Origin of the sequence: Paenibacillus sp. P46E (assembly GCF_001909095.1) — a bacterium.
GTDB classification, from domain to species: Bacteria; Bacillota; Bacilli; order Paenibacillales; family Paenibacillaceae; genus Paenibacillus_AQ; species Paenibacillus_AQ helianthi.
In genome coordinates this window covers 48,482-73,295 of sequence record NZ_LVYZ01000045.1, presented here as the reverse complement: position 1 = coordinate 73,295, position 24,814 = coordinate 48,482, and the positions used below count along the sequence as shown (strand labels likewise).

The 24,814-nt window shown below is 49.3% G+C and carries 20 protein-coding genes; 18 read left to right on the top strand and 2 right to left on the bottom strand.

The features are described 5' to 3' along the window. Window positions 1-39: 39 nt before the first annotated feature. The 10 genes from A3849_RS17280 to dnaJ all read left to right on the top strand — a co-directional run bounded on the left by A3849_RS17280 (window position 40) and on the right by dnaJ (window position 11,927). Window positions 40-1,383: a stage II sporulation protein P gene (locus tag A3849_RS17280; protein WP_074112536.1), complete on the top strand. Its 1,344-nt coding sequence runs from the start codon at window positions 40-42 to the stop codon at window positions 1,381-1,383. 38 nt (window positions 1,384-1,421) lie between these two features. Next, entirely contained in the window at window positions 1,422-1,913 is a 492-nt protein-coding gene (locus A3849_RS17275) for a hypothetical protein (protein ID WP_074112535.1), read from the top strand. Window positions 1,914-2,118: 205 nt separating this feature from the next. Further along, window positions 2,119-3,933 (top strand): translation elongation factor 4, encoded by a 1,815-nt coding sequence (lepA, locus tag A3849_RS17270; protein WP_074112534.1) that lies wholly within the window; start codon window positions 2,119-2,121, stop codon window positions 3,931-3,933. A gap of 327 nt (window positions 3,934-4,260) precedes the next feature. Further along, complete coding sequence (gene hemW / locus A3849_RS17265) at window positions 4,261-5,433, top strand: radical SAM family heme chaperone HemW (RefSeq protein ID WP_074112533.1); 1,173 nt, start codon at window positions 4,261-4,263, stop codon at window positions 5,431-5,433. 74 nt (window positions 5,434-5,507) lie between these two features. Continuing rightward, window positions 5,508-6,017, top strand: a complete 510-nt coding sequence (locus A3849_RS17260; RefSeq protein ID WP_143191846.1) for an N-acetyltransferase — start codon at window positions 5,508-5,510, stop codon at window positions 6,015-6,017. A 183-nt stretch (window positions 6,018-6,200) separates the two neighbouring features. Further along, window positions 6,201-6,932 carry an SDR family NAD(P)-dependent oxidoreductase gene (locus A3849_RS17255; RefSeq protein ID WP_083613556.1) on the top strand — a complete coding sequence of 244 codons (732 nt, stop codon included), beginning with the start codon at window positions 6,201-6,203 and terminating at the stop codon, window positions 6,930-6,932. Window positions 6,933-7,065: 133 nt separating this feature from the next. Next, window positions 7,066-8,097, top strand: a complete 1,032-nt coding sequence (gene hrcA / locus A3849_RS17250) for a heat-inducible transcriptional repressor HrcA (RefSeq protein ID WP_074112532.1) — start codon at window positions 7,066-7,068, stop codon at window positions 8,095-8,097. Window positions 8,098-8,145: 48 nt separating this feature from the next. Further along, window positions 8,146-8,736, top strand: coding sequence for a nucleotide exchange factor GrpE (grpE, locus tag A3849_RS17245; protein ID WP_256700806.1), 591 nt, complete (start codon window positions 8,146-8,148; stop codon window positions 8,734-8,736). Between the two features lie 102 nt (window positions 8,737-8,838). Beyond that, a complete protein-coding gene (gene dnaK / locus A3849_RS17240) occupies window positions 8,839-10,683 on the top strand; it encodes a molecular chaperone DnaK (protein ID WP_074112531.1) in 1,845 nt (614 codons plus the stop codon). 119 nt (window positions 10,684-10,802) lie between these two features. Beyond that, window positions 10,803-11,927 carry a molecular chaperone DnaJ gene (gene dnaJ, locus A3849_RS17235; RefSeq protein ID WP_074086315.1) on the top strand — a complete coding sequence of 375 codons (1,125 nt, stop codon included), beginning with the start codon at window positions 10,803-10,805 and terminating at the stop codon, window positions 11,925-11,927. Window positions 11,928-12,153: 226 nt separating this feature from the next. On the opposite strand, the gene A3849_RS33895 is transcribed toward dnaJ, so the two are convergent. Next, window positions 12,154-16,254, bottom strand: a complete 4,101-nt coding sequence (locus A3849_RS33895) for a S8 family serine peptidase (protein ID WP_074112530.1) — start codon at window positions 16,252-16,254, stop codon at window positions 12,154-12,156. A 653-nt stretch (window positions 16,255-16,907) separates the two neighbouring features. On the opposite strand from A3849_RS33895, the gene A3849_RS17225 reads away from it, so the two are divergent. The 3 genes from A3849_RS17225 to A3849_RS17215 all read left to right on the top strand — a co-directional run bounded on the left by A3849_RS17225 (window position 16,908) and on the right by A3849_RS17215 (window position 18,017). Further along, window positions 16,908-17,279 carry a hypothetical protein gene (locus tag A3849_RS17225; RefSeq protein ID WP_074112529.1) on the top strand — a complete coding sequence of 124 codons (372 nt, stop codon included), beginning with the start codon at window positions 16,908-16,910 and terminating at the stop codon, window positions 17,277-17,279. A gap of 69 nt (window positions 17,280-17,348) precedes the next feature. Further along, complete coding sequence (locus A3849_RS17220; RefSeq protein ID WP_074106767.1) at window positions 17,349-17,528, top strand: YfhD family protein; 180 nt, start codon at window positions 17,349-17,351, stop codon at window positions 17,526-17,528. Window positions 17,529-17,642: 114 nt separating this feature from the next. After that, window positions 17,643-18,017, top strand: coding sequence for a hypothetical protein (locus tag A3849_RS17215; protein ID WP_074112528.1), 375 nt, complete (start codon window positions 17,643-17,645; stop codon window positions 18,015-18,017). A gap of 152 nt (window positions 18,018-18,169) precedes the next feature. On the opposite strand, the gene A3849_RS17210 is transcribed toward A3849_RS17215, so the two are convergent. Further along, window positions 18,170-19,606 (bottom strand): DHA2 family efflux MFS transporter permease subunit, encoded by a 1,437-nt coding sequence (locus A3849_RS17210; protein WP_074112527.1) that lies wholly within the window; start codon window positions 19,604-19,606, stop codon window positions 18,170-18,172. 126 nt (window positions 19,607-19,732) lie between these two features. On the opposite strand from A3849_RS17210, the gene A3849_RS17205 reads away from it, so the two are divergent. The 5 genes from A3849_RS17205 (at window position 19,733) to A3849_RS17185 (ending at window position 24,790) form a co-directional block, all read left to right on the top strand. Further along, window positions 19,733-20,371 carry a TetR/AcrR family transcriptional regulator gene (locus tag A3849_RS17205; RefSeq protein ID WP_074112526.1) on the top strand — a complete coding sequence of 213 codons (639 nt, stop codon included), beginning with the start codon at window positions 19,733-19,735 and terminating at the stop codon, window positions 20,369-20,371. A gap of 133 nt (window positions 20,372-20,504) precedes the next feature. Next, entirely contained in the window at window positions 20,505-21,320 is an 816-nt protein-coding gene (locus A3849_RS17200; RefSeq protein ID WP_074112525.1) for a DUF2935 domain-containing protein, read from the top strand. Window positions 21,321-21,551: 231 nt separating this feature from the next. After that, window positions 21,552-22,463 carry a methyl-accepting chemotaxis protein gene (locus A3849_RS33890; protein WP_074112524.1) on the top strand — a complete coding sequence of 304 codons (912 nt, stop codon included), beginning with the start codon at window positions 21,552-21,554 and terminating at the stop codon, window positions 22,461-22,463. 139 nt (window positions 22,464-22,602) lie between these two features. Further along, the gene (locus A3849_RS17190) at window positions 22,603-23,166 is read left to right on the top strand and encodes an RNA polymerase sigma factor (protein WP_074112523.1); all 564 of its coding nucleotides are present in this window, start codon (window positions 22,603-22,605) and stop codon (window positions 23,164-23,166) included. Beyond that, window positions 23,126-24,790, top strand: coding sequence for a DUF4179 domain-containing protein (locus A3849_RS17185; RefSeq protein ID WP_074112522.1), 1,665 nt, complete (start codon window positions 23,126-23,128; stop codon window positions 24,788-24,790). The genes A3849_RS17190 and A3849_RS17185 overlap by 41 nt, the downstream gene beginning before the upstream one ends. Window positions 24,791-24,814: the final 24 nt, after the last annotated feature.

Below are 24,814 nucleotides of genomic sequence, written 5' to 3'. Positions count from 1 at the left end.
ATAAGAGATTACAGAGGGCTGGAGGAGGACATAACAATAATGAACAGAAAATGGTTTCAGCTATGGAATATCGGCCGGCTGCGGGGAAAGCTGCTGGATATCCTGTCGCTGGGGAGAACGATGCTGCTGCTGGCCGGAGGTTCACTTGTGTTTTTTATGCTGCTTGGAGCCGGTGGATTGGCCGGTCAAAAGCTGAACTCTTCACCCATTCCGTCAATGAGAGGGTTGGCGGCTTCCTTATCCAGCGGGTTTTTTATGGAACTGCTCGGTATGGAGGTTCCCCATCTGCCGAAAGGTGAAGAGCCGTCTGCATTTTCGGGCAAAAACGTAACTTCCTTCGTCTTTCGGATGCTGACCAGTGTGGACCCCGGCGACCCGAAAAGCCTGCTCTCCCGTGAGGTTCCGGGCCTGGCCGCGGATGATCCGTTCCTGCTACGTCTGGGCTCTGGCGGGGCTAAGGATGCTCCTGCGGATTACCATCCGGGAACGGATGAGCTGGCAGCTGGAGATTCCGGTGGGAATGGTAAAGGGGATGAGACAGGAACAGAAGCGGGGTCAGGCGGAACAGAGCCTGCGCACAGCGACGGATCGGACGAGCCGGATGGCGGTGAAACGGCCGCACCGCAGCCTGAGCCCACCATCGCACCGGATTCATCAGGCGGCAACGGCAGTGAGTCCATACCCGGCAGCAGCCAGGATACTTCGATCAAACGGATCTTAATCTATCATTCCCATCCCCGCGAGGCCTATAATCCGCTGCTGGGGGTAGAGAGTGACAATCCAAGCTCCGCTATTCCTTCCAAAAATGTAATGCTGGTAGGATCATATATTGCCAAAAGACTGGAGCAGCGCGGAATTGGTACTGTTCACAAACAAGAGGATTACGCCACGAAGGTGCCGGATTACAATTGGAACTTTTCCTATAAATATTCAAGAATGACTGTCAAGGCAGTGCTAAGTGCCAACCAGGAAATGAATGAAATGATAGATATCCATCGTGATTCGCAGCGGCATGGTAAAACCACAGCCGTCATAGACGGGAAAAGTTACGCTCAGGTGTATTTTATCCTTGGTCATGCGAATAAAGATTGGAAGAAGAATGAGGCGTTCGCCAACAAAATTCATCAGCTGCTTGAAAAAGACTATCCGGGTGTTTCCCGTGGCATCTGGGGCAAGTCCTCCGGGAATGGCAATAATGGTGAGTATAATCAGACTCTTTCTCCTAACAGTGTATTAATTGAGGTGGGCGGTATCGACAATTCTGCAGATGAACTGAAGCGGACGGCGGATATTTTGGCGGATGCGATCGCCGATGTGTACTGGAGCAGCCATGATGCAGAGAAAGCGGCGGCACCTGATGCCGGGGTAGGCACAGGGAAGTAAAGTGACTGAATCATAAAAGTAGAGAGGGGGACATTCAGATGTCGCGGTTCGGCAAAAAACTGGTCGTAGTCGGCATATCGTTGGGGATCGGCATATTGGCAGGCATGCAGTTCAGCAGCAGTTTGGGTACAAATGCTTCTACCGCAGTGCCTGGCTGGAATGGTGCAACCGGGACAGCTCAAACTGCCCCTGCTGGCCAGAAGACTGAGGTGCATTCAGTCCCAGTGACAGGTTTGGCGCAAGGCGGGCAAGCCTATGTGTATGTTCCTGTGACTGTAGATCCTGTCACTGGCGAGTACAAGGTTGCCCAGGTGCAGCCGCAAACCCCTGCGGGCCAGAGCGCAGCCGGCAATCTGCCGCAGCAGGAGGTTCCGGACTACAGCCGTATGAGTCCTGAACAGATCCTTATCCCTGATGAGCAGAAGCCCACAGTGGACAAGCTTGCCGACAAAACAGCGGGGCTGCTGCAAGAAGCGTCGCAAAAGAGTATCCGCTGGGTGGTCTCACTGTTCGATTCTGCTAAGGAATAAACTGACTCGGACCCCGCAATGCGGCCCATCATGAATTTTTGATTCCTACAAAGTAGCGGATTCACCATCCTCAGGGGTGGAGAATCCGCCTTTTTCTATGCCGCAGATCCTTTCTTGGAGCGTATGGGGTCAGGCGGGATTGATGGGCGAAGCGTGTACTGTTATAATAAGTGGATTAACATTAGGCTGTCTGTGGGGGTAAGGAATGACTGACGTTCAGAAAAGACAACAACAAATCCGCAATTTCTCGATTATTGCACATATAGACCATGGTAAATCGACACTGGCCGACCGCATTTTGGAATATACAGGTGCGCTTACTTCGCGCGAAATGCAGGAGCAGGTGCTGGACCAGATGGATCTGGAGCGCGAACGCGGCATCACCATCAAGCTGCAGGCTGTGCGCTTGACCTACCGTGCCGATGATGGGCAGGATTATTATCTCAACCTGATTGACACACCGGGGCATGTCGATTTCACGTATGAAGTTTCCCGCAGTCTTGCAGCCTGTGAAGGCGCACTTCTGGTGGTAGACGCTGCACAGGGAATTGAAGCCCAGACCCTGGCCAACGTATATCTGGCGCTGGACAACGACCTGGAAATTCTGCCGGTCATCAACAAGATTGACCTGCCGAACGCTGATCCTGACCGGGTGAAGCAGGAAATTGAGGATGTCATCGGACTGGATACCAGTGAAGCGGTACTAGCTTCCGCCAAAGCCGGTATCGGCATCAAGGAAATCCTGGAACAGGTAGTGAAGCAGGTTCCTGCACCAACCGGGAATTCCGAAGAACCGCTGAAGGCGCTAATTTTTGACTCACATTATGATCCGTACAAAGGTGTTATCGTATATGTGCGCGTTATTGATGGCAGTATCCGCGCCGGTTCGAAGATTAAGATGATGGCAACGGACAAGACCTTCGAGGTGATTGAGGTCGGTGCGTTCATGCCGCGTATGAGCATCGTATCCGAACTTAACATCGGTGATGTTGGTTTCATCGTTGCCGGAATCAAGCATGTCGGCGATACCCGCGTGGGTGATACCGTAACAGACGCCAAGAATCCGACACCGGAGCCGCTGCCGGGTTACCGCAAGATCAACCCGATGGTCTATTGTGGTCTCTATCCGATCGAAACCTCGGATTACAATGACTTGCGCGAAGCACTGGAGAAACTGCAGCTCAACGATGCTTCACTCAGCTTTGAGCCGGAAAGCTCAAGCGCGCTGGGCTTTGGCTTCCGTTGCGGCTTCCTGGGACTCTTGCACATGGAGATTATTCAGGAGCGGATTGAGCGTGAATTCAATCTGCCGCTGATCACCACGGCACCAAGCGTAATTTACCGCATTAAGCTGACCAACGGTGAGATCATTCAGATCGACAATCCTTCGCATTATCCGGAGATTGGCACGATCGACTATATTGAAGAGCCGTATGTCAAAGCCGGAATCATTGTGCCGAACGATTACGTAGGTACGGTCATGGAGCTGTGCCAGAACAAACGCGGTGAATTCGTCAATATGGAGTATCTGGACACAAGCCGAGTCACCATCACATATGAGATTCCGTTGTCCGAGATTGTCTATGACTTCTTTGACCAGCTGAAATCAGGAACGAAAGGGTATGCTTCCTACGATTATGAAGTATCGGGCTATCGCCAGTCGAACCTGGTTAAGATGGACATTCTGCTAAATAATGAGCAGGTCGATGCCTTGTCATTCATCGTCCACCGTGACCGCGCTTATAACCGCGGCCGCATCATTTGTGAGAAGCTGCGCGGTATTATTCCGCGGCAAATGTTCGAGGTGCCGATTCAGGCATCTGTCGGAACAAAAGTCGTGGCCCGCGAGACGGTTAAGGCGATGCGCAAGAACGTCCTAGCCAAATGCTACGGCGGTGACATTTCGCGTAAACGGAAGCTGCTGGAGAAGCAGAAGGAAGGTAAAAAGCGCATGAAACAGGTCGGTAGCGTTGAAGTGCCGCAGGAAGCGTTCATGGCGGTGCTTAAGATTGACGAGTAGCTTGTAGCGAGCCCCGGCTCGTGCTGAGTAACGAACGCTAGTGTGTTCTGAAGGGAAGCCTGACGGCTTCCCTTTTCTGGCTAAATAGCTTGAACTTTTGAAATATACGACCAGGGAAAAGTGGCGGAAGAGAAGTTTGGAACTGTAGGAGCGAATACGTCCGCCATTGTCTGCGGATTTCCACCGCGAACAGCGTGCAAATCAAGAAATCTGCAGACAACCGCGGCCGGAAGTCCAAACATTATCAGCAGTCACGACCATTCCCGAAGTAGAACCATCACAAGTTCAATCTATATAGATATATAATTTTGAACAAAGGAGACAGCTATGACAAACCTGAATAATGGCCGTCCCCCGGAGGCTGTATACATTCATATCCCTTTCTGCACCAATAAATGTTTTTACTGTGATTTCAATTCCTATGTCCTGAAGGATCAGCCAGTCATGGATTACCTGCAAGCGCTGGACCGGGAAATGGAACTTACGGTGAAAAATACTCCGCCTGGCGTGATCAAGACGATTTTTGTCGGCGGGGGAACTCCTACGGTGCTGAAGCCGGATGAAATGGCCTATTTTCTAAAATCGGTCCGCACACACTTCCCCCAGTGGGATGAGAATATAGAGTTCTCTATGGAAGCTAATCCTGGAACCACAGATCAAGATAAGCTTGCAGTCATGAAGGAAGGCGGCGTCAACCGGGTCAGCTTTGGCGTACAGGCTTTTCAGAATGAGCTGCTAAGCGGCATTGGGCGCATTCATAACGTGGATGATGTCTACCGAAGTCTGGAGAATGCGCGCAGTGTGGGTCTGCATAATCTGTCGGTAGATCTTATGTTCGGACTGCCGAACCAGACCGTCGATATGCTGAGGGAGAGTATATCCAAGGCACTGGAGCTGAATTTGCCGCATTATTCAATCTATAGCCTCAAGGTCGAGGAGAATACACTGTTTCATACCCTCTTTAACAAGAACAAGCTTCCGCTGCCCAGCGAAGAGGATGAACTGGAGATGTACCTCCTGCTGATGTCTACTATGGAAGCTGCAGGTTACGGGCAATATGAGATCAGTAACTTTGCCAAGCCGGGGATGGAGAGCCGTCACAATATTACGTATTGGCGTAATGAGGATTACTATGGCCTAGGGGCCGGGGCGCATGGATATGTGAAACGGCAGCGGCATATGAATATCAAGGGTGTGAATCCGTACATTGAATCTTCACTTAAGGGACTGCCGCGTCTGGACAGCTTCAGGGTCTCCGAGCAGGAGGCGATGGAGGACTTCATGATGGTTGGCCTACGCATGCGTGAGGGTGTGTCGGATCAAGCGTTCCAGGCACAGTTCGGGAAGTCTCTGCAGGATATTTTTGAAGGGTCGCTGAATAAAATGCTTACCGCCGGTCTGCTCGAGCAGGATGGTGACATCTATCGCCTAAGCAAGCAGGGTATCCTGTTCGGGAACGATGTTTTCGGCGAATTTGTCGGGGCTTTGACAGAGGTTTAATTTTAAAATATATCTTGAATTGTAATTCACTCTGTTGTATATTTATTCATATTAACAACAAGGGGTGAGTCAAAGTGCTTGTCAAAACGGAGAAGGTCCGCCAGTCGGCTCCTGAGGGAGACCACAAGGTGATATGCAGAAATGCTACGGTGGAAGATGTAGAGCCGCTGTATTTAATGATAGAAGAATACGCTCAGCGCGGAATTATGCTTCCCCGTTCCAGGCAAGCACTGACCCGCCAGATTGACCAGTTCGTGATCGCCGAATTAGGCGGCCAATTCATCGGCTGCGGATCGCTGTTCAGACTGGGCGCTGATCTCGTGGAGGTCCGTTCGATCGGATTGCGTGATGAGGGTAAAGGCAAAGGCGTGGGTTCGATGATCCTGGAGAAGCTGACGGAAGAAGCCAAACGCCAGAAGATTCCCAAGATTATGGCGCTGACTTATGCAGTGGACTTTTTTCTCAGAAACGGCTTTACCGTTGTAGAGAAGGAGATTTTCCCGGAGAAGGTCTGGACCGATTGCGTGAACTGCAAGAAGCAGCTTGCCTGCGATGAAATCGCCGTGCTGAAGAAGCTGGATTAATAACCAGAGCGGCATTAGCCTAACTGGCTTACCTTATATAAGATGCATAACCACTTTTCTGCAGACGGAATCCGTTTGCGGAAGAGTGGTTTTTTTGATTACATCTGATAACCATTGAGTGGATGAGGCCAAAGAAGAATTTGGTGGCAACGAATGTGAAGCTTATGCGTATAGCAAAGAGGGGTGTACATTGTTATCGCTGATCTGAACGCAGAGGAAGGGCTTAGGACGGCGGCTGAACTTGAGCGGATGGGCGGGGAGTGTCGCTTCATTCCGATGGATGTCACTGATGGAACTGCGGTAAAAGCAATGGTAGATGGTATTTACCGGGATTTTGGGCGTTTGGATTATATGTTCAACAATGCTGGAATTGCAATGTACGGGGAGATTGGGGATATGACACAGGAGAACTGGCAAAGGATCGTGGATGTGAATCTGTGGGGAGTCATTCATGGGGTGCAGTCAGCCTATCCTTTAATGATGAAACAAGGGTTCGGGTACATTGCCAATACGGCTTCTGCAGCTGGTCTCGGACCTGCTCCTGGAAGTGGTGCTTATTCTGCGACGAAGCATGCGGTGGTCGGGCTGACGACTTCTCTGCATTATGAGGCAGAGGCATACGGTGTCAAGGTAAGCTGCCTGTGTCCGGCATTTGTCGACACGCCGATTTTTGAAAGCGGTGAGGCGGTACATATGGATAAAATGAAGGTGTTGACCCAAGTTAAAAAGCAAAAGCTTATGACACCGGAGTATTTTGCCGCTCTTGCGTGTAAAGGCTTGGAGAAAAATGAAGCGCTGGTGAACCCCATGCCGCTGCGCCGGACGATGGATATTTTGTTTACGCTTTTTCCTTTTCTGCACCGTAAGGTAATGCAACTGGTCTGCCGAACGTCGCGGGAAGCCCGGATCGGCTGAAATAGGCGCAGCGAAGATATTGAACTGACTTGACAATGCCAAGGTCAGTTTGGTATTTTTGTATTAGTGGTTAGCACTCATCTGACTAGAGTGCTAACGAATCGGGAGCCACAGCCGACAGGAGGGGATTTGCATGTTAACCGAACGCCAGAGAATGATTTTGAATGCCATCGTAGATGATTACATTACTTCTGCCGAGCCGGTTGGTTCGCGAAGCATTTCCAAACGGGGAGATGTAGGCTACAGTCCTGCAACCATCCGTAACGAAATGGCCGACTTGGAGGATCTGGGCTATCTGGAACAGCCTCATACCTCTGCAGGCCGGATTCCTTCCCATAAGGGCTACCGTTATTATGTGGACCATCTGGTACCATGGAATTCGGCTGAATCGGCGGAAATGGGCACGATCCGTGAATTTTTTGCCGAGAAGCTTAATGCCACGGAGCAGGTTATCCAGCATGCGGCAATGATTCTATCCAATATGACGAATTACACTTCCATCCTTTTGGGGCCGGAGGTTTTTCATACTTCATTGCGCCATTTCCAGCTGCTGCCGCTGGATGACAACACCGCCGTGGCGATCATTGTTACAAGTACCGGCCAGGTAGAGAATAAGACTGTAACTATTCCACCGGGAATTTCTCTGTCCGAGATGGAGAAAGTGGTAAACCTGCTCAACAGCAAGCTGGTGAATGTTCCGCTCTATAAGCTGAAGAGCCAGCTGTATTCCGAGCTTGGGGAGGAAATGCAGCGCCACATCTCCCACTATGAGGAATTAATGAAGGTACTGGACACGGCACTCGAAAGTGACCATGAACAGCGTATCTATCTCAGTGGAGCGACTAATATGCTTACCCAGCCGGAGTTCAAGGACGTCGATAAGGTGAAGAATATTCTCGACCTGCTGGAAGAAACGCCTACACTCCTCAAAATGCTTGCTCCCGCATCCGGGGGGACCGGAATGCAGGTGCGTATCGGCATGGAGAATAAGCATGAGGCTTTTGCCAACTGTAGTCTGATTACTGCCACGTACTCGCTGGACGGGAAGGCGCTTGGGAGCATTGGCATCCTGGGTCCAACCCGGATGGAATATGCGCGCGTAATGGGCATACTGGGGATTCTGTCCCGGGATTTGACAGCGATGCTGGCACACTGGTATAAGTGAACAGAGCGTAATTGATTTCGTGACTGATTTTAAGGAGGTGAAGACAACTTGAAAGAGGAAAAGATTCAGGATACTAATGAAATTAAGGATCAGGTAATACATGAGAATCAGGCAGCCGATGAGGCTGAAACAGCCCCTGAGCATGGTGCAGAAGCTTCGGAAGAGGCCTTCGAGGAGGCTTCGGGAACTGGAGAAGCAACGAGACGCCTGCAGGAGCTGGCTGAAGAATATCAAGGACGTGCGCTGCGTGTGCAGGCCGATTTTGATAACTTCCGCCGCCGTACCCAGAAGGAAAAAGAGGAATTGGCACAGTATGCCACAGCCAAGCTGGTTGGTGAACTGATTCCGGTACTCGACAACTTCGAACGTGCAATTGCCACAGCTCCGGCCAGTCCGGAATTCGAGGCGTTTAACAAAGGTGTGAATATGATTTTCCAGCAGCTGGAAGGGGTATTGAAGTCTGAAGGCCTTGCAGCCATGGAATCAGTAGGACAGCCTTTCAACCCTGAATACCATCAGGCCATCATGCAGGTGGAGAGCGAGGAACACGAGGAAGGCATCGTGACGGAAGAGGTCCAAAAGGGCTATCTCCTGAAGGATAAGGTTCTTCGTCCAGCCATGGTCAAAGTCAGCATGTAGTCCTGTCTATATATGCCGGTTGTATATGAGTTCCAATCCATTACTTAATAGAAAATCCAACTGGAGCTAAGGCTCCATATCATTTTGAGGAGGCACATTACTGTGAGTAAAGTTATCGGTATTGACTTAGGAACCACCAACTCTTGCGTGGCCGTTATGGAAGGCGGCGAAGCCGTCGTTATTCCGAATCCGGAAGGTGCGCGTACAACCCCATCGGTTGTAGGCTTCAAGAAAGACGGCGAGCGTATCGTCGGCGAAACAGCCAAACGCCAGGCCATTACGAACCCGGACCGTACCATCGCATCCATCAAACGCCACATGGGCACGAACCACAAAGAAAGCATTGACGGCAAAGACTACTCGGCACAAGAGATCTCGGCCATGATCCTGCAAAAGCTGAAATCCGATGCTGAAGCTTATCTAGGCCAAACCGTTACTCAAGCAGTAATCACGGTTCCAGCCTATTTCAATGACAGCCAGCGTCAGGCAACTAAGGATGCAGGCAAAATTGCCGGTCTGGAAGTTCTGCGTATCGTGAACGAACCAACAGCAGCGGCTCTTGCTTACGGTCTGGAGAAATCCGAAGACCAAACCATCCTCGTCTATGACCTTGGTGGCGGTACATTCGACGTATCCATTCTTGAACTGGGCGACGGCTTCTTCGAAGTAAAAGCTACAAGCGGTGATAACCGTCTTGGCGGCGACGACTTTGACCAAGTGGTTATGGATTTCCTCGTATCTGAATTCAAAAAAGAGCAGGGCATTGACCTGAGCAAAGATAAAGCAGCAGTACAACGTCTGAAGGATGCCGCAGAAAAAGCGAAAAAAGAACTGTCCGGCGTACTGACTACTACTGTATCCCTTCCGTTCATCACGGTTGTTGACGGCGTGCCTCAGCACCTTGAAATCAACCTGACCCGTGCGAAATTCGACGAGCTGACTGCAGGCCTGGTTGAACGTACACTCGGACCTACCCGCCAAGCGCTGAGCGATGCAGGTATGACTCCGGCTGATCTGAACAGAATCGTACTCGTAGGCGGTTCCACACGTATTCCTGCCGTACAAGATGCGATCAAGAAGCTTACCGGCAAAGAGCCTCACAAAGGCGTTAACCCGGATGAAGTAGTAGCCCTTGGTGCAGCCGTTCAAGCGGGTGTATTGACTGGTGACGTAAAAGACGTTGTATTGCTTGACGTAACTCCACTGTCCCTGGGTATTGAAACTGCGGGCGGCGTGTTCACGAAGATGATCGAACGCAATACTACGATCCCTACAAGCAAATCGCAGGTCTTCTCGACCTTTGCCGACAACCAGCCAAGCGTGGAAATTCACGTGCTGCAGGGTGAACGCCAGATGGCGAACGGCAACAAGACCCTGGGACGCTTCATGTTGAACGAGATTCCACCGGCACCACGCGGCGTACCGCAAATCGAAGTTACCTTCGATATTGACGCCAACGGTATCGTAAACGTATCGGCAACGGATAAAGGAACCAACAAGAGCCAGAAGATCACCATCACTTCTTCCAGCGGCCTGAGCGACGCAGAAGTAGAACAAATGATGAAGGATGCCGAGCTGCACGCTGAGGAAGACCGCAAGCGCAAAGAATTGGTAGAAGCGAAGAACTCTGCCGACCAACTCGTGTATTCTACAGATAAAGTAATCAAAGACCTGGGCGACAAAGTGGATGCTTCTGAAGTAGATAAAGCGAACGCTGCTAAGGACAAGCTGAAAGCTGCTCTGGAAACTGATAACCTGGAAGAAATCAATGCGGCTACAGAAGCGTTGACCGAGATTGTGCAGCAATTGTCCGTGAAGCTGTATGAACAGGCGGCACAGGCAGAACAAGGCGCAGAAGGCGGCCAGGGAGCTTCTGAAGGCGCGAAGAAAGACAATGTCGTAGACGCTGACTACGAGGTTGTTGACGACGAGAAGAATCAAGGGTAACCTTAGACGATAAGTTTATTCTGAACGAAGGGAAGGTCAAGACCGGGGCATCCCGTGTTTTGACTTTCCTTTTAACATGTTACAGGGAGTTTGAGTACTGATGTACGGAGGTGAAAGCAGTGGCAGATAAACGCGATTATTATGAGATTCTGGGCCTCGGAAGAGATGCATCAGACGATGAAGTGAAGAAGGCGTACCGCAAACTGGCGCGCCAGTACCACCCGGACGTCAATAAAGCCAGCGATGCAGAGGCTAAATTCAAAGAAGTGAAGGAAGCCTACGATGTGCTTAGTGACGGCCAGCAGCGTGCACGATATGACCAGTATGGTCATATGGATCCCAATCAGGGAATGGGCGGCGGCTTTGGCGGCGGTGGCGGTGATTTCGGAGGGCTTGGCGATATTTTCGATATGTTCTTCGGCGGCGGTGGCCGTCGTGATCCGAACGCTCCGCAGCGCGGCGGTGACTTGCAGTACACCATGACCATTGAGTTCAAGGAAGCGGTATTCGGCAAAGAAACCGATATCACCATTCCACGCACGGAGACCTGCGATACCTGCTTCGGCTCCGGTGCCAAACCCGGTACCAAGCCTGAGACCTGCTCCGTATGCCATGGCAGCGGCCAACAGGAGTTCGTGCAGAACACACCGCTTGGACAAATGCGGAACCGCCGTCCTTGCTCTAATTGCTCAGGCACCGGCAAAATCATTAAGGAAAAATGTACAACATGCGCTGGCCAAGGCAAAGTCAAGAAACAGCGTAAGATTCATGTCCGTATTCCGGGCGGCGTTGATGACGGCGCACAGCTGCGCATGACGGGCGAAGGCGAAGGCGGTACACGCGGCGGTCCGGCAGGCGATTTGTACATTGTTATCCGTGTGAAGACGCATGATTTCTTCGTACGCGAGAACGATGATATTATGTGTGAGGTTCCATTAACATTTGCCCAGGCAGCGCTTGGCGACGAGATTGAAATTCCAACACTGACGGAAAAAGTGAAGCTCAAGATTCCGGCAGGCACACAGACCGGAACCTTCTTCCGGCTGAAAGGCAAAGGGGTTCCACATTTGCGCGGCTCAGGAACTGGGGATCAGCATGTACGGGTGATTGTCGTGACTCCTAGCAAGCTCAGTGACGAGCAGAAAGACCTGCTCCGCCAGTTTGCTTCTTACAATGGAGAAAACACACATGAGCAGGAGCAATCCTTCTTTGACCGTGTGAAGCGTGCCTTCCGCGGCGACTGATTGTTGAAGGTTCTGAAGTAACAGCGATATAATATCGATTTACACATAGACGTCTGCCCGTTCTCTTAGAGGACGGGCAGACGTCTTTTGCCGGGTAAAGCTGATCCATTTATTTCTGGATGAACGCAAAAAAAGATCGTGTATGGCTGAGCCATACACGATCTTTTGGTTACAGCAGCCTGATATTCTCCGGTTCAAGCTGGAGAAACCGAAAGCATACTCTGAACTACTCGATCAAACCAATCTTGCTAAGAAGCTCGTAGAGAGCAGCAGCAGCTGTCTCACGGGTTGCTGGAGCAGTAGGATTGAAGGTCGTTCCAGTGTCACTGCCGATGATGCCGGCTTTGGACAGGGATTGCAGGCTGTCCTTCGCATAAGGTGCTACTTTGGCACTGTCGGTGTACGCAGTGAACGAAGGATTAACGGACTTCAATTCGGTTCCTGTCAGCTTAAGCGCTCTGTCGAGAATAACAGCAAGCTCTTGACGGGTTACCTTTTGAGTTGGAGCAAATTTACCTTTGCCAATGCCCAGAATCAGGCCTGCTTTGGAAGCAGCGGCAACATCTTTAGCATACCAGTCAGATGATTTCACATCGGAGAAGGTAACGCTGGCATCAGTGCGCAAGCCAAGTGCACGGGTCAATAGTGCGGTGAACTCAGCGCGTGTCAGATTGCTCAGCGGCGAGAAAGTTGTCGCCGAAGTGCCTTGGATAATCAGCTTGTCGGCCAAGGTCTGAATCGCAGCAGCCGATTTGGAAGAAGCGATATCCTTGAAGGCTGCAGCCGGTTTGCTTACTGCGGCGTACACCGAGAAGCCAGGGCGGCTAACTGTAACGATTGTCGTTCCATCCGTCTGAGGCGCGAATACAGAAGCAACCGGGGTTACCAGTCCATTCTCTTCGAAGAGCACACCTGCAGTTTTTGGCTGGATTGCACCAGGTACTGTAAAGGATCTCTTAATGAAAACATTATTTGGAACGTTCAAGTAAGTGCTGCTTGTAGCTGTAGTCCATGAAGCTTCAAAGGAAATCGGGGTTCCGATTACCGTCGAACCAGGGGTACTTGCAGCCAGCTTGCTTGCAGCGTCAGGCTGTTGCTTAATGTCAAGCTTCAAGCTTTGACCAGCAGGAGAAGCTGAGAGCAGGGATACCGGCAAGGATACAGCGGAACCGCCAATACTAACAATGATGGAGCTATCCGAGTGGATGCCTGCCAGCAGCTTCACTTGATCAGCAGTCAAGCTTAATACTGCAGATTTGTCAGAGATGGTCCCTACGGAGATCACAACGGCAGACTTGGAGGCAGCGGCTTTAGCCAGAGCTGACTTCAGATCAGTGTCGTTAACGGTTACAGTGGTTACGCCATCCTTCGATGCGGTTACAGGGGTTACAGTTACCTGTGTTGCCCCTTCTTCCACAAGGGATTTAGCTGTACCCGGGATCGCTGGTGTTGTCGGTGCAACTACACCACCACCGCCGCCAGTTGACGGAGCAGAGCCTGTTATAAACCGGAAAGAGGTATAGGTGCTGTAATATGTGTCATTGTTCAAATCAATCTTGATAGGTCCCTTGGTATTGTCTTTTGCAGTGATAGCCAGAATCTCAAGCTTATAAATCCCATCGGTAATTGTTGCTACGGCAGGGTTGCCTTTGGCATCAACGATAGGATCACCGTTGCTGTCATAGGGCTGGTAAGTGGCTCCGATAACCGTGCTGTAGCTGCCCGGTGCAAAGAATTTATCCGGTGCGCCCGTAGTGGATACCTGGAAAGAGCCTTTCTTGGCATCGTCCATACCCACCAGATTAACTTCATAATAGTTGATATCATCAGCTTTTAGTTTGTAGGAAAGAACAGCGGATGAGCTGGAATACACAATCGGCGAGCTGATCACCGCTTCCTGTACGCCTGTGCCCCAATCAGGCTGTTCAGCCTTATCATTGACATGGACAGTAAATGGAAGATGCAGGGTCGGTTGTCCTGGAGCTGTCAGAACAACTTCACCTTGGTAATCCAGTTTCGGATCAGCATCAGCTGAAACGGCAACATTCAAATTAAATCCGGTTGTACCGTATGCGGATGCTGTTACAGTGGTTTTGTCCAATGTAGCAGAGACCTTATCCGGATCACCATAGTTCCATTCAACGGAAGCAGTGTATGCAACGTTGCTCTTGCTGACGTTCTTCAACTGCAGCGCTTTGCTGGCCGTGGAGCCTGGCACCAGCACTCCAAAACTTGTTGAAGGATTGTAGTTGGTGATTCTTTGAGATAGATAGTTCTTGTCAAGAATAGAGATAGGTTCTACGGCTTCTAGCAGTGCCGGAGTCAAAATCGCATTTTCAACATTGGCCCGTCCAGGACCTTGAAGGTACAGGTCTTCCGGATTTCCATTGTAGAGGATCGGATCTGCAGTGTTTGCCAGAGCGGCACGAATATCAAACGGTGTATATTCCGGATGCGCCTGCTTGAGCAGCAATGACAGGCCCGCTACATGCGGGGTAGCCATACTGGTACCGCTGATACGGTTGTAGGCTTTGGAATAATCTCCACCATAAGCTGGCCATGTAGACAGCACTCCGTCACCAGGAGCTACGATGTCTGGTTTGATGCTCAGGTTGCCATCGACATTCGGACCCAAGGAGGAGAAGGTGCTCATGGTATCCCCTGTTGTCATTTCATGGTTATAATTTGAACCAAAAGTGAAATAAGTAGGGTTAGCTCCATTTGCAATAATCGCTCTGGCCAGCTGACGGCCTTTTAGGCCTTCAATGTCGAACGTAGGAATATTATCGTAACCATTTCCTAGATTCACACCGATAAAGCCGGAACGGTCTTTGTAGCTTTCGTCAAGAATAGCTTCACTTTTACCATCCACTTTTTTAGCATTACCGTTGAAAATTACAAGTGCTTTGGCTCCATGTGCCTTTGCATTCGCAATTTTGTCTGTAAACGCCAAGTCGCCACGGGATATCAAAACGATGGAACCGCTGATATCTTCTTTTGGATAATCTTCATCAGCCCCGAGGTCAGCGTAGACAACACGAACGGGCTCAGTGCCAATAATGCTTGCAAAGTCCGTTTGTGCCAACTCGAAAGCCATCATGTGGAACGGATAATAGGTATCATAAGTCACTGAAGTAACAGAGTTTGCGATTTCCGCCTTGAACTGGCCGGAGTAAGCATCAATTGGACTAGTTACGGAACCAACAGAGATCGCCAGCTGGGATGTAGCAGGGGAACCGAGTGAAAAGTATCCGGCCTCTCCATTATTGCCGTTCGCGATAACTGCCACAACACCTGATAAAACAGCGTTATTAATCGCTATTGAATCCGGGGAGTTCACATCTTTTTCGGAATCGGAACCCAATGACAGGTTGATAACATCCATGCCATCCTTTACTGCGTGTTCAATACCGTCAATAACTTGAGCGGAAGAGCCGGAGGATGTGCTTGGTTTATCCAGATTGCGTCCCAGTACCTTATACACATAAAGCTCTGCACCAGGGGCTACACCTTTTTGGGCCACATCACCTTTGGCGGCATATTGTCCAATAATGGTGCCGGCTACATGAGTGCCGTGATACGTTCCGCCATAGCCTACGCCATAGGGATCTTTATCGGGGGTCAGCGGAACTTCTTCATAAGGATCATTGTCCTGATAGAAGGAGTCATAGCCGCCTTTGTAGGCTGCTGCGATGTCCGGGTGCTTATAGTCTACACCTGTATCGATGACGCCGACTTTCAAGCCTGCACCATTAATTCCGTGATCCGCAGCCCATGTGGCACGAATCTGCTCGAGTGGAGCATTGTCGTTTCTGTAAGTAGTATCAGTTACTGTCTGATCAGGAAGAGTGTACCAGGTGCTGTTCGGGTAAATGGAAGTAACGCCGGAAATCTTAGCCAGCTCCGGAATCTTGTTCGCCGGAACGGTAACTTCAAAGCCGTTCAGTATGGTGTCATACTTGTAGTTGACAGTGAGGCCAATGCCTTTGGCTTTTGCCTGGTCAAGCACACTGGTCTGCTGGCTCTTTACCGCCGCTTCGGTAGCTGTTTTGGCTAGAGCTGAGATTCCCTGCTTGGCCGCGTATTTACCGACAGCTGCAGGCTGGCCGCTTAATTGAACAATGACCCGGATATTATTTGAGGATTTGGTGTTGATCTGTGGAGAAATAATAGTCGGATTTGATTGAATCAAAGATGTTAGTTGATTGTTTAATGATGACGTCTGCAAGCTGCTGGCGGCGAAAGCCGCTCCCGGAATCATACCGGCTGTCACGCCCAGTGATAAGGCTAGTACAGACAGCTTACGAGGTAGTTTTGTCCACTCCAAATGTAATCCCCTCCAAGTTATGTTGTTAATTCTGGCTCACATCTCTCCTGCTTCAGACAGTCAGTGCGGATTCTCCTTTTCTATTGATCCCTTTTATTTCCGTCTAGATTAGTAGGAAAAATATTAAGAAGATTTTACCACCGGTAAAATGTAAAATCCACATAAAATTTATGAAGTTTTGAGACGGAACGTTTTTTGATGATGTGAAATGTGACATGGATAACCTTATAATGGAAAAAATTAATTAGAAAAACCCCGATATATCTCGAGGGAAAATATACAAGACTGGGATGACGTTAGAGAACGTAACACATAAATTGTGCGGGAAAATACTTTATTGTTCGTGTAAAACCTAAATTCTAGTGATTTATCATCTCCTTTTGGCGATTTGTTTCTTTTTGGTAAAGTAAGACAGCAGGATATATAAAATTAAGTTTATTTTACAGTTAAGCGGAGGGATGTTATATACTACTTTTGTACCATATTAAGGAAAAAACTTGGAGATGTCCTCTAAATCCTAGTTTTTTTGTAGGGAATACATAGTGGTTATGAGGCAATGCCACATTTGACAGGATACGCATAAATTTCTTCTCCTGAATGCAAAATAGAATTGTACACATGGCGTATGGCATTCCAGGAAGGCAGGGATATAGATGTCTGAAAAAAATATACTGGCTTATTTTAAAAGTCCTGAAGCTGCCGAGGCAGTCTCCCGTAAGCTGCAATCCCTCCGGGTTATTGATATGTCGATAGACCGGTTCAGCAAATATCCGGGAGGCGCCCGATATTCGGGAAATAATCCGCTGACGGGGGATATCCCCAGTCTGGCAACCCTGACGCTTAATTCCACGCTGGATAGTCATTCTGCCGGTATTTTGGCGGCTGCGGATTCGAGTGCCAGCGGGATGAGCCATGGCGGAGAGGGAGGGCCGACTGGCCGGGATATTTTGCTGACGGTTGTGCTTGATTCAGAGGTTTTTGATCAGGCGCTGTCCTTAATTGAAGAGGCTGGCGGAATGATCTGATGCCTCAGGGCTCTATACAAAAAAATGTTTTCTTATAGGGATGAATCTATATAGGAGGGTGGAATTTAAATGGACAGAGAGAACTCGAAAATCTTCTCCAAAACTGACAAAATGAAAATGCTCTATGAAGCGAAGGCCGAGGATGTTGTCTATTCTGCGGCAGAAGCAGACACGGATGATCTGGAGGCGCAGGACCGCTCACTGGAGGCTGACAAACGTCAGCTTCATGAAATTCTGAAGAAGGAATAGACCTTAAGATATTTAAAAGATGCCCCACGGCTGTGGGGTTTTTTGTGTTTCGTACCTGCTTCCGCCAAGGAATACGTAGTATAATTAAGCACACAGGGTAAATAGGGGGATACTATGGATAACATCGTGTTATGGAGCGGGCTGGCTCTGGTGGTGGCGCTGCTCACCTTTTTGAACCAGAAGCAGGTCTACTCTTCGAACGTAAAAAGGGCTTACGGCGAGCTGCGCGAGCTAACCGTTAAGATCCGCAGCGGGCAGTCGGAGAACGCTGATCTGAGCCGCTGGGAGAGAGCGCTTGCGGAGATGGATAAGCATCCGAATGAATTCAACAAGCTGGAGGCGGAGATTGGCTTTCGCCGGGCTTTTGTCGCATACCTGGAGCAGCACTATCCTCAGGACCCGAGATTGCCCGAGTTGCGGGAAGCCGCAGCTTTCCAAAAGGATTCTGTCTGGGGTATTAAAATGGGGGACTATGGTTCGAAAAAGTAACTGTCCCAGAAGGATTGAATGGGATGGTGCACCGTTTCTTCTTTTATAATGAGAGGAATAAAGAACGTTGGTTGATGGAAATCTGCCAAAGAGGGTCCTGACAGCCATTTGTGGCTTCAGGTCCCTCTTTTGACTAGAGTATATGCTATCAGTCAGGCTTTCTTTGCCGCTCCAGCTTTTGACAAAAAAACTGAGGGAATAAAAGCAGCTACCGTGAATCCAATCGACCACCAAAAGGCTGCATGAAATGCGTCTGCAACCGTCCGGGCACCTGGTGCTGAATGGCCCGAAAGCTGATGTGCGATGACAGTTGCCAGTATGGCCGCTCCGAACGCTCCCCCGATGGTCTGGAAAATCCTTATTGAAATACTGGCATGTGGAACCTGATCTTTGCGTAATCCGTCATAGGCGGAAACCATAACTGGAATCAGGAGTCCATTCAGAGCGGCGCCCCTTACCAGCAGCGCCGCTGCGAGCAGAAGCTGATTGGTGTCGGGACCTGCGAAGGTAAATGGCAGTGTTGCAGCTATTGTAACAAGTAGACTTAGGATCACGATGATCCGCGAGCCCATTCGGTCGGACAGCCCCCCTATCCAGCTTCTGGTCAGCAGCATGCCAATCCCCTGAGGGATTAGCAGTACACCCGTATAGAGCACACTTTCACCACATACCTGCTGATAGTATAATGGCAAGAGGAGCAAAGCTCCGTTCATGACCATGCCTGCAAGGAACACTGTAGCATTCGAAGCGCAAAAAATGCGTGATTTGAAGAGGCGCAGGTCAAGCAGCGGTGCTTTTTTAGTACGTAAAGCGTAGACGATAAATGCCGCCATAAGGACCAGACCCGTCACCAGGGGAAGGATTACCCGGCTGCCCTTCAAACCGCCATAATTACTGATCTGGGCAATACTGTAAATGAGCGTGGCGAAGGCTGGTGATAAGAGAAGAAGGCCGGCTATGTCGAGTGACTGTTTGCTTGGGGACGGCTTATCCGACGGTATTCCCCGCCAGGCCAGCAATAGGGCAATCATAGTAATGGGAATATTCACATAGAATATCCAGCGCCAGCTTAAGGCATGGATCATGATTCCGCCTAGGACAGGACCGAGAATGGGGCCAAGTAAGGTTGGCACACTGATAATCGACATCACCCTTCCGAGATTCCGGCCACCCGTGGTCTGGACAAGCACGGTTTGCAAGGTAGGAATCAATATTCCCGCGCCAACCCCTTGAAGAAGCCGGAAGCTGATCAGGCTGCCGGGACTCCACGCCAGTGAGCAGAGAACGGAGCCTGCAAAAAATACAACGAGTGCAAACATATATACCTTTTTGCCGCCAAAACGATTGACAGCCCAGCCGGAAACCGGCACTGCCATGCCCATGGTCAGAATATATCCGGTAATTACCCATTGAATGACCGAAACAGTGCTGTTCAGATCATATCTGAGTGTGTCTATCGCCACATTGACCATCGTTGAATCAAACAGCGGCGCCAGAGCACCGAATACCAGTATAAGGGCTACTTTGAGTACAGCAGGATCGAGTTTTTCAATCTGTGCTTTTTGAGGTTTGGCTTGAATATCTGACATGTAAAATACTCCTTCCACTCACCTTTTAAGGTACGGTACGTACCGTACCTTATTAATATAAGCTATACTATCTTTACCCGAAATGCAATGAATAAATGGTGAAAATATATGAAAGAAGGAATAGCTATGGATCAAACACAAAATGATCTGTTATCTCCACCTGAGCATTCAAAGGAGGAGGAGGGTCAGCCTAAGGGCGCACGCCGCCGTGGCGACGTCCTGGAGAATGCTATTTTGCAGGCTGCCTGGGAGGAACTTGAGGAGGTCGGATACGCCCAACTGACGATGGAGAATATTGCGGTACGGGCAAAAACAAACAAAACCGCCATATACCGCCGCTGGCCGAACAAAGTTAAGATTGTGGTTGCGGCCATCGTCAAGCATGTGCCCCAACCGGATATTTTTGCTCCGGCTACAGGTGACCTTCGCAAGGATGTGATTAATCTGCTTCAGGGAATCTCGAAGCCCATGCAAAAGATCGGCGCGGAAACCATACATGCTCTGATGGTGGAGTATCACGGCAATGACCTGTCCTCCCAGCTGATGCGTCCAAAAACGGAAGATAAGCTGAACGCCGCCATGAAGAATATATTGAAAAACGCGCAGAAGCGTGGTGAGGTCAGACTGGAACAAATCAATGAGCGTGTGGTTTCTCTTCCTATTGATTTATTGCGCTATGAAATCCTTACCACCCATGAGCCAGTGTCGGATTCAACGATTTTGGAGATCGTGGACGATATTTTTTTGCCGCTGGTTCGTCAATAGTTGCCGCCGATAAGCGGTCTATTGTGCGGGAGCCTATTCCGGCAATAATTGTTGGGCAATCATCATAGAGGACAACCAAACTCCATATGCATAGCTGTAGATGAATTCTATTTATGCAAGGGAGGAATAGTCATTGGATGAGTTTGTGGCCCGGTCGCTAGATGAAATCCGATTTTGGTCAAGGATCATGAAGGAGCATTCCTTATTTTTGGGTTTGGGGTTTAGGGCTGAGGATACGCAGCTTAAGAATGAAGCCAACCAGTTTTACGCTATTTTTGAGGAGATCGAGCGCAGGTCCTATGAATTCCAGATAGGGGTTGATCCCCACACCATTCAGGCGTTTAATACGGAGGTTCGTATTGCGGCGACCAATATCTGGGCGTTCAAAAGAAAGGTGCTGGGCCTGATCCTGCAATGCAAGCTTCCGGGACAAACGAATTTCCCTTTACTGGTGGATCATGTTAGCCGGGAGGCTAATTATTTCAGAAACCGCTTGGAGGAGCTTAATTCGGGAAGACTCGAACCGCTGCCTGATGCCATAATTGATGAGAATGTCTTTTTCCTGAAGATCATGGCTGATCATGCCAAATTCATTGGTCATTTGCTGGATCCGTCCGAACGGAAACTGGTCGATCAGGCACGGGAATTCAGTAATGATTTTGATAAGCTACTGTTTCAGGCCATGGATTTGAGCCATATGCGACCGCAATCTCAAACGCCTCCGCTCCTCAGCCAGTTCGTGGACGAAAATCGGGTTTCTGTAAAATCATTGCGTGATTTCAAGAAAACCGCACGTGATCTAATTGAGGAATGCCGGATCAAGAGCATCATTCATCCTTTACTGGCGGACCATGTATTCCGTGAAGCAGAGCGCTTCCTCTTTATTCTCGATATGTTTGATCAATCGTTATCTGGTGCTAAAGTGAACAAACGGGAAATCCTGCATTAATATTCCGAATAACATTAGCTGCAAACGCTCAAAACCGCGGGCAAAAGGTCTGCGGTTTTTTTGTTTTTTGTGGAGGAAGAATAGAATTATTTTTTTTGCAGCGATTTATGGAAAAATTTCTGCATTTTTGTAATCCAAAGCCTTGATTATACCGTTAATATGAAAAAGGGTTAAATTGAAAATTTAAAGTTCGCAGGATCATAAATTTGAGTGTTACGGGGAGAAGTCATAATGGAGAATGTATCAGCCCAGGAAGTAACAGATACCCTCGTTATTAGAGCTTTGGAAAGAAATCTCGCCTTAATCCGCTTTAATCTTGAACGCAAAGTGGCCTATGTCAATGAGGTGTTCGCCAGCTCAATGAAGTACAGGTCACAGGATATGTACGGAATGCAGCACCGTGAATTTTGTTTTCCTGAATTTGTGAACAGTCCGGATTATGAAATGTTCTGGCAAGATTTATTATCCGGCAAGAGCTTTCAGGATAAAATCGAACGGATGGACTCCGAGGGCGGTTCGGTATGGCTGGAGGCTACGTACATGCCAATTTTTGATGAGGCAGACAAGCTGGTCATCGGTGTGACCAAGGTCGCAACCAATATTACCTCCAGGCAGATCAACATCAGCGGTGTAGTGGAACGGATGCAGGAGATGGCCGATAGTCTGAATCAGCGTGCGGAAAAAGGGATTGAGCGGAGCCAGGAGCTGCTGCTGAGCATTGACAAAATCGCCGGAGTCTCGAGTGAGAATACCCTGACGCTGGCCAATCTGCAATATAAAGCAGGAGAGATTCAAGGCGTGGTGCAGACGATCCGTGATATTGCCTCGCAGACCCATCTGCTCGCGCTTAACGCGGCAATTGAAGCTGCACACGCCGGTGAATTCGGGCGCGGGTTCGATGTGGTGGCCAAAGAAGTCCGAAAGCTGTCGGCTATGGTTCAGGATTCTATCACTGAGGTACGTGACAGTGTAAAAGGTATAACAGAGGAAATTGGCAGAATGTCCTCAGGAATAGATCAGGTTCAAAATAGTGTAGAAGAAAGCCAGCGGCAGGTTGAGGTCGCCCTGCAGGAGTTCACAGGGATCGCCACCTCAGCGCAGGAACTGGATACCCAAGCCCGTGAAGTGCTGAATATTATCTGACCGGAGTACTATATAAGCAGCATGGACCTTTTAATGAAAGAGGTCCATGCTGTTTTTTTTGATTAATACTCCAGAAATGAACCTTTTTCGGGGCTGGTTTGTTGAATACATAGGATAACAAGAAAGGAGGGCGCATGAGTTGGAGAGCAACCGGGAAGTGTTCGAAACCTACAATAAGGATGTATACCGGACCTGCTATTACATGGTGCATGATGCGGCGGATGCCGAGGACCTGTGCCAGGAGGTATTTATTACGGTTTTTCGCAGCGATTGGCAGTGTATTGATTATCTCAAATCCTGGATTATGAAAATCACCGTAAATGCCTGTCTGAATCATCTGAAGCGCAGGCGCAGCCTGCAGCACAAGTTGGCGGACAATCTTCATCTGTTTCAGGGAAAAGGTGTGGCGAAGTCAGTAGAAGGGCTGGTCGAGCAAAAAGAAACCTCGCAGGAATGGGTGGTTTATCTCTCGCGGCTTCCTGTGAAGATCCGGGCGGTGCTGACCTTGAGGTACATGCACGACTTCAGCCTGGCTGAAGTGTCGGAGGCGCTGTCCATTCCGCTCGGAACAACCAAATCAAGACTGCATAAGGGCCTGAAGCTGATGAAGAACGTGCTGCTGGAAGCTGGGATGCCGGAAGAGGCGTGGAAAGGAGAACCTTATGAAGCAACTGGAAGATGTACTCAAGCGTCAATTAAATGAAGACCAAGCCATAACTTATCCTGATTTCGATGATATGTGGACACGCATAGAGCAAGCAGAAAGCAACTCCTCCAGGTTACAGGCAGGCAGAGCTTTTGCTATTCCCCGCCGTCCAAGAAGCTGGAGCAAAATTGCTGCTGTAGTTTCGCTTAGTGTGCTTGTGGCTGCGGCTCCTGTATATGCGGCGATTCACTATGATTGGGGTAACCTTTTACGCAGCAATGAGGGGATTCAGGCGGCATTAGATCAGAACCTTGGACAGCATTTGGGCCAATCCATAACCAAGGATGGGGTGACGCTTACGCTTCAGACAGCCATTGTGGATGAGAACCGCACGGTCATACTTTATAGTCTAGATGTTGGGAAGCATAGAGAAACCGATTTTTGGAATGTGAAAGGTATGACCTTAAAGGGAACAAATAGCAGCAAGGAAGGCGAATATAACTACGTGCAGTGGGATGAGGAAAAACAGCGGTATAACGGTTATTTTGAGAGTGATTGGACACCGGGGCAGGATACAGCGAAGATTATTTTAACTGCAGACGCAATTGATTTGAAGACAGTGCAGTCCAAGGAGCTTCCCTTGAATCCCGCATCACCGGAAGTGCAGAGCTTTAACATCGGCCGGGAAGGCATGCGAAAAATAGATGTTCAGCCGTTGGTTCAAAGCAAGGATAAACTGCTGCTCTTAGGGGAAGTTACCTTCGATGATCCGTTGACCAAAGCTTGGGTCTATCCGCAGATTGCCGCATACAACGGTACAACTATGGTGAAAGAGCTGCCTGGAGGCACCTTCGGTGAGCCGGGCGATCATGGGGAATACAAATTGAAGCATTTTTTAAAGGCGGATGAAATTACCCCAGGACAAACCCGCTTTAAGCTGCAATACTGGAAGCAGGAGCGCAGCATTCCCGGGCCGTGGTTCTTTGAGCTGGAATTAAGCAAAAAGCAGATGGAGAGTGGAACGATTATTAAGAAGCTGGATGTACCGGTGGAGCCTGGAGATACCAGCAACACGATAGAGAAAATGGTGATTACTCCTACACAGATCCGTCTTTCCATAAGATATAAAGGGAATGGTGATCAGGAGCAGATGCCCTATAAGAAATCCTTCCTACTGGTGGATGGCAGAACACTTAAAAGTGGCTTTTACTATGGATACTCCACAGAGGATCCTAATCTGATCACGCTTCGTTTTGAGCGTCCAGCAGGACTGTTGGTTGACGAGGGCACACCGATCACTTTTGTTGGAAAATATAAAGTGACGATTCATACCGATGATAAAGCTCCGACACTTTTAAAGAATATATCCACTGAGAAACAGACCTTGATCCGCGATGTTGGCGGTTATCCTGTGGAGTGGACGTATTACATGCAGGGAAAAGACCTGTACATTGAAACTGGCAGTGACGACCCTCATTTTGGCGGGATCAACCAGACCAATATGGGGGAGAAATACAACGATCCGCTAGGCAAACCTGTAACCACTAACTTTAGAGAAGACGGAAATAATAAAGCGATTGATGTCTATAAGAATTTCAAAGGCACTGAGGCTTCTGTCTATATGTACTTCTACACGACGGACGATCCGGACAAAGAGACGCGGGTACAACTGCAGCCTTAAATCCGCTGTGAGTATTAGGGAAAA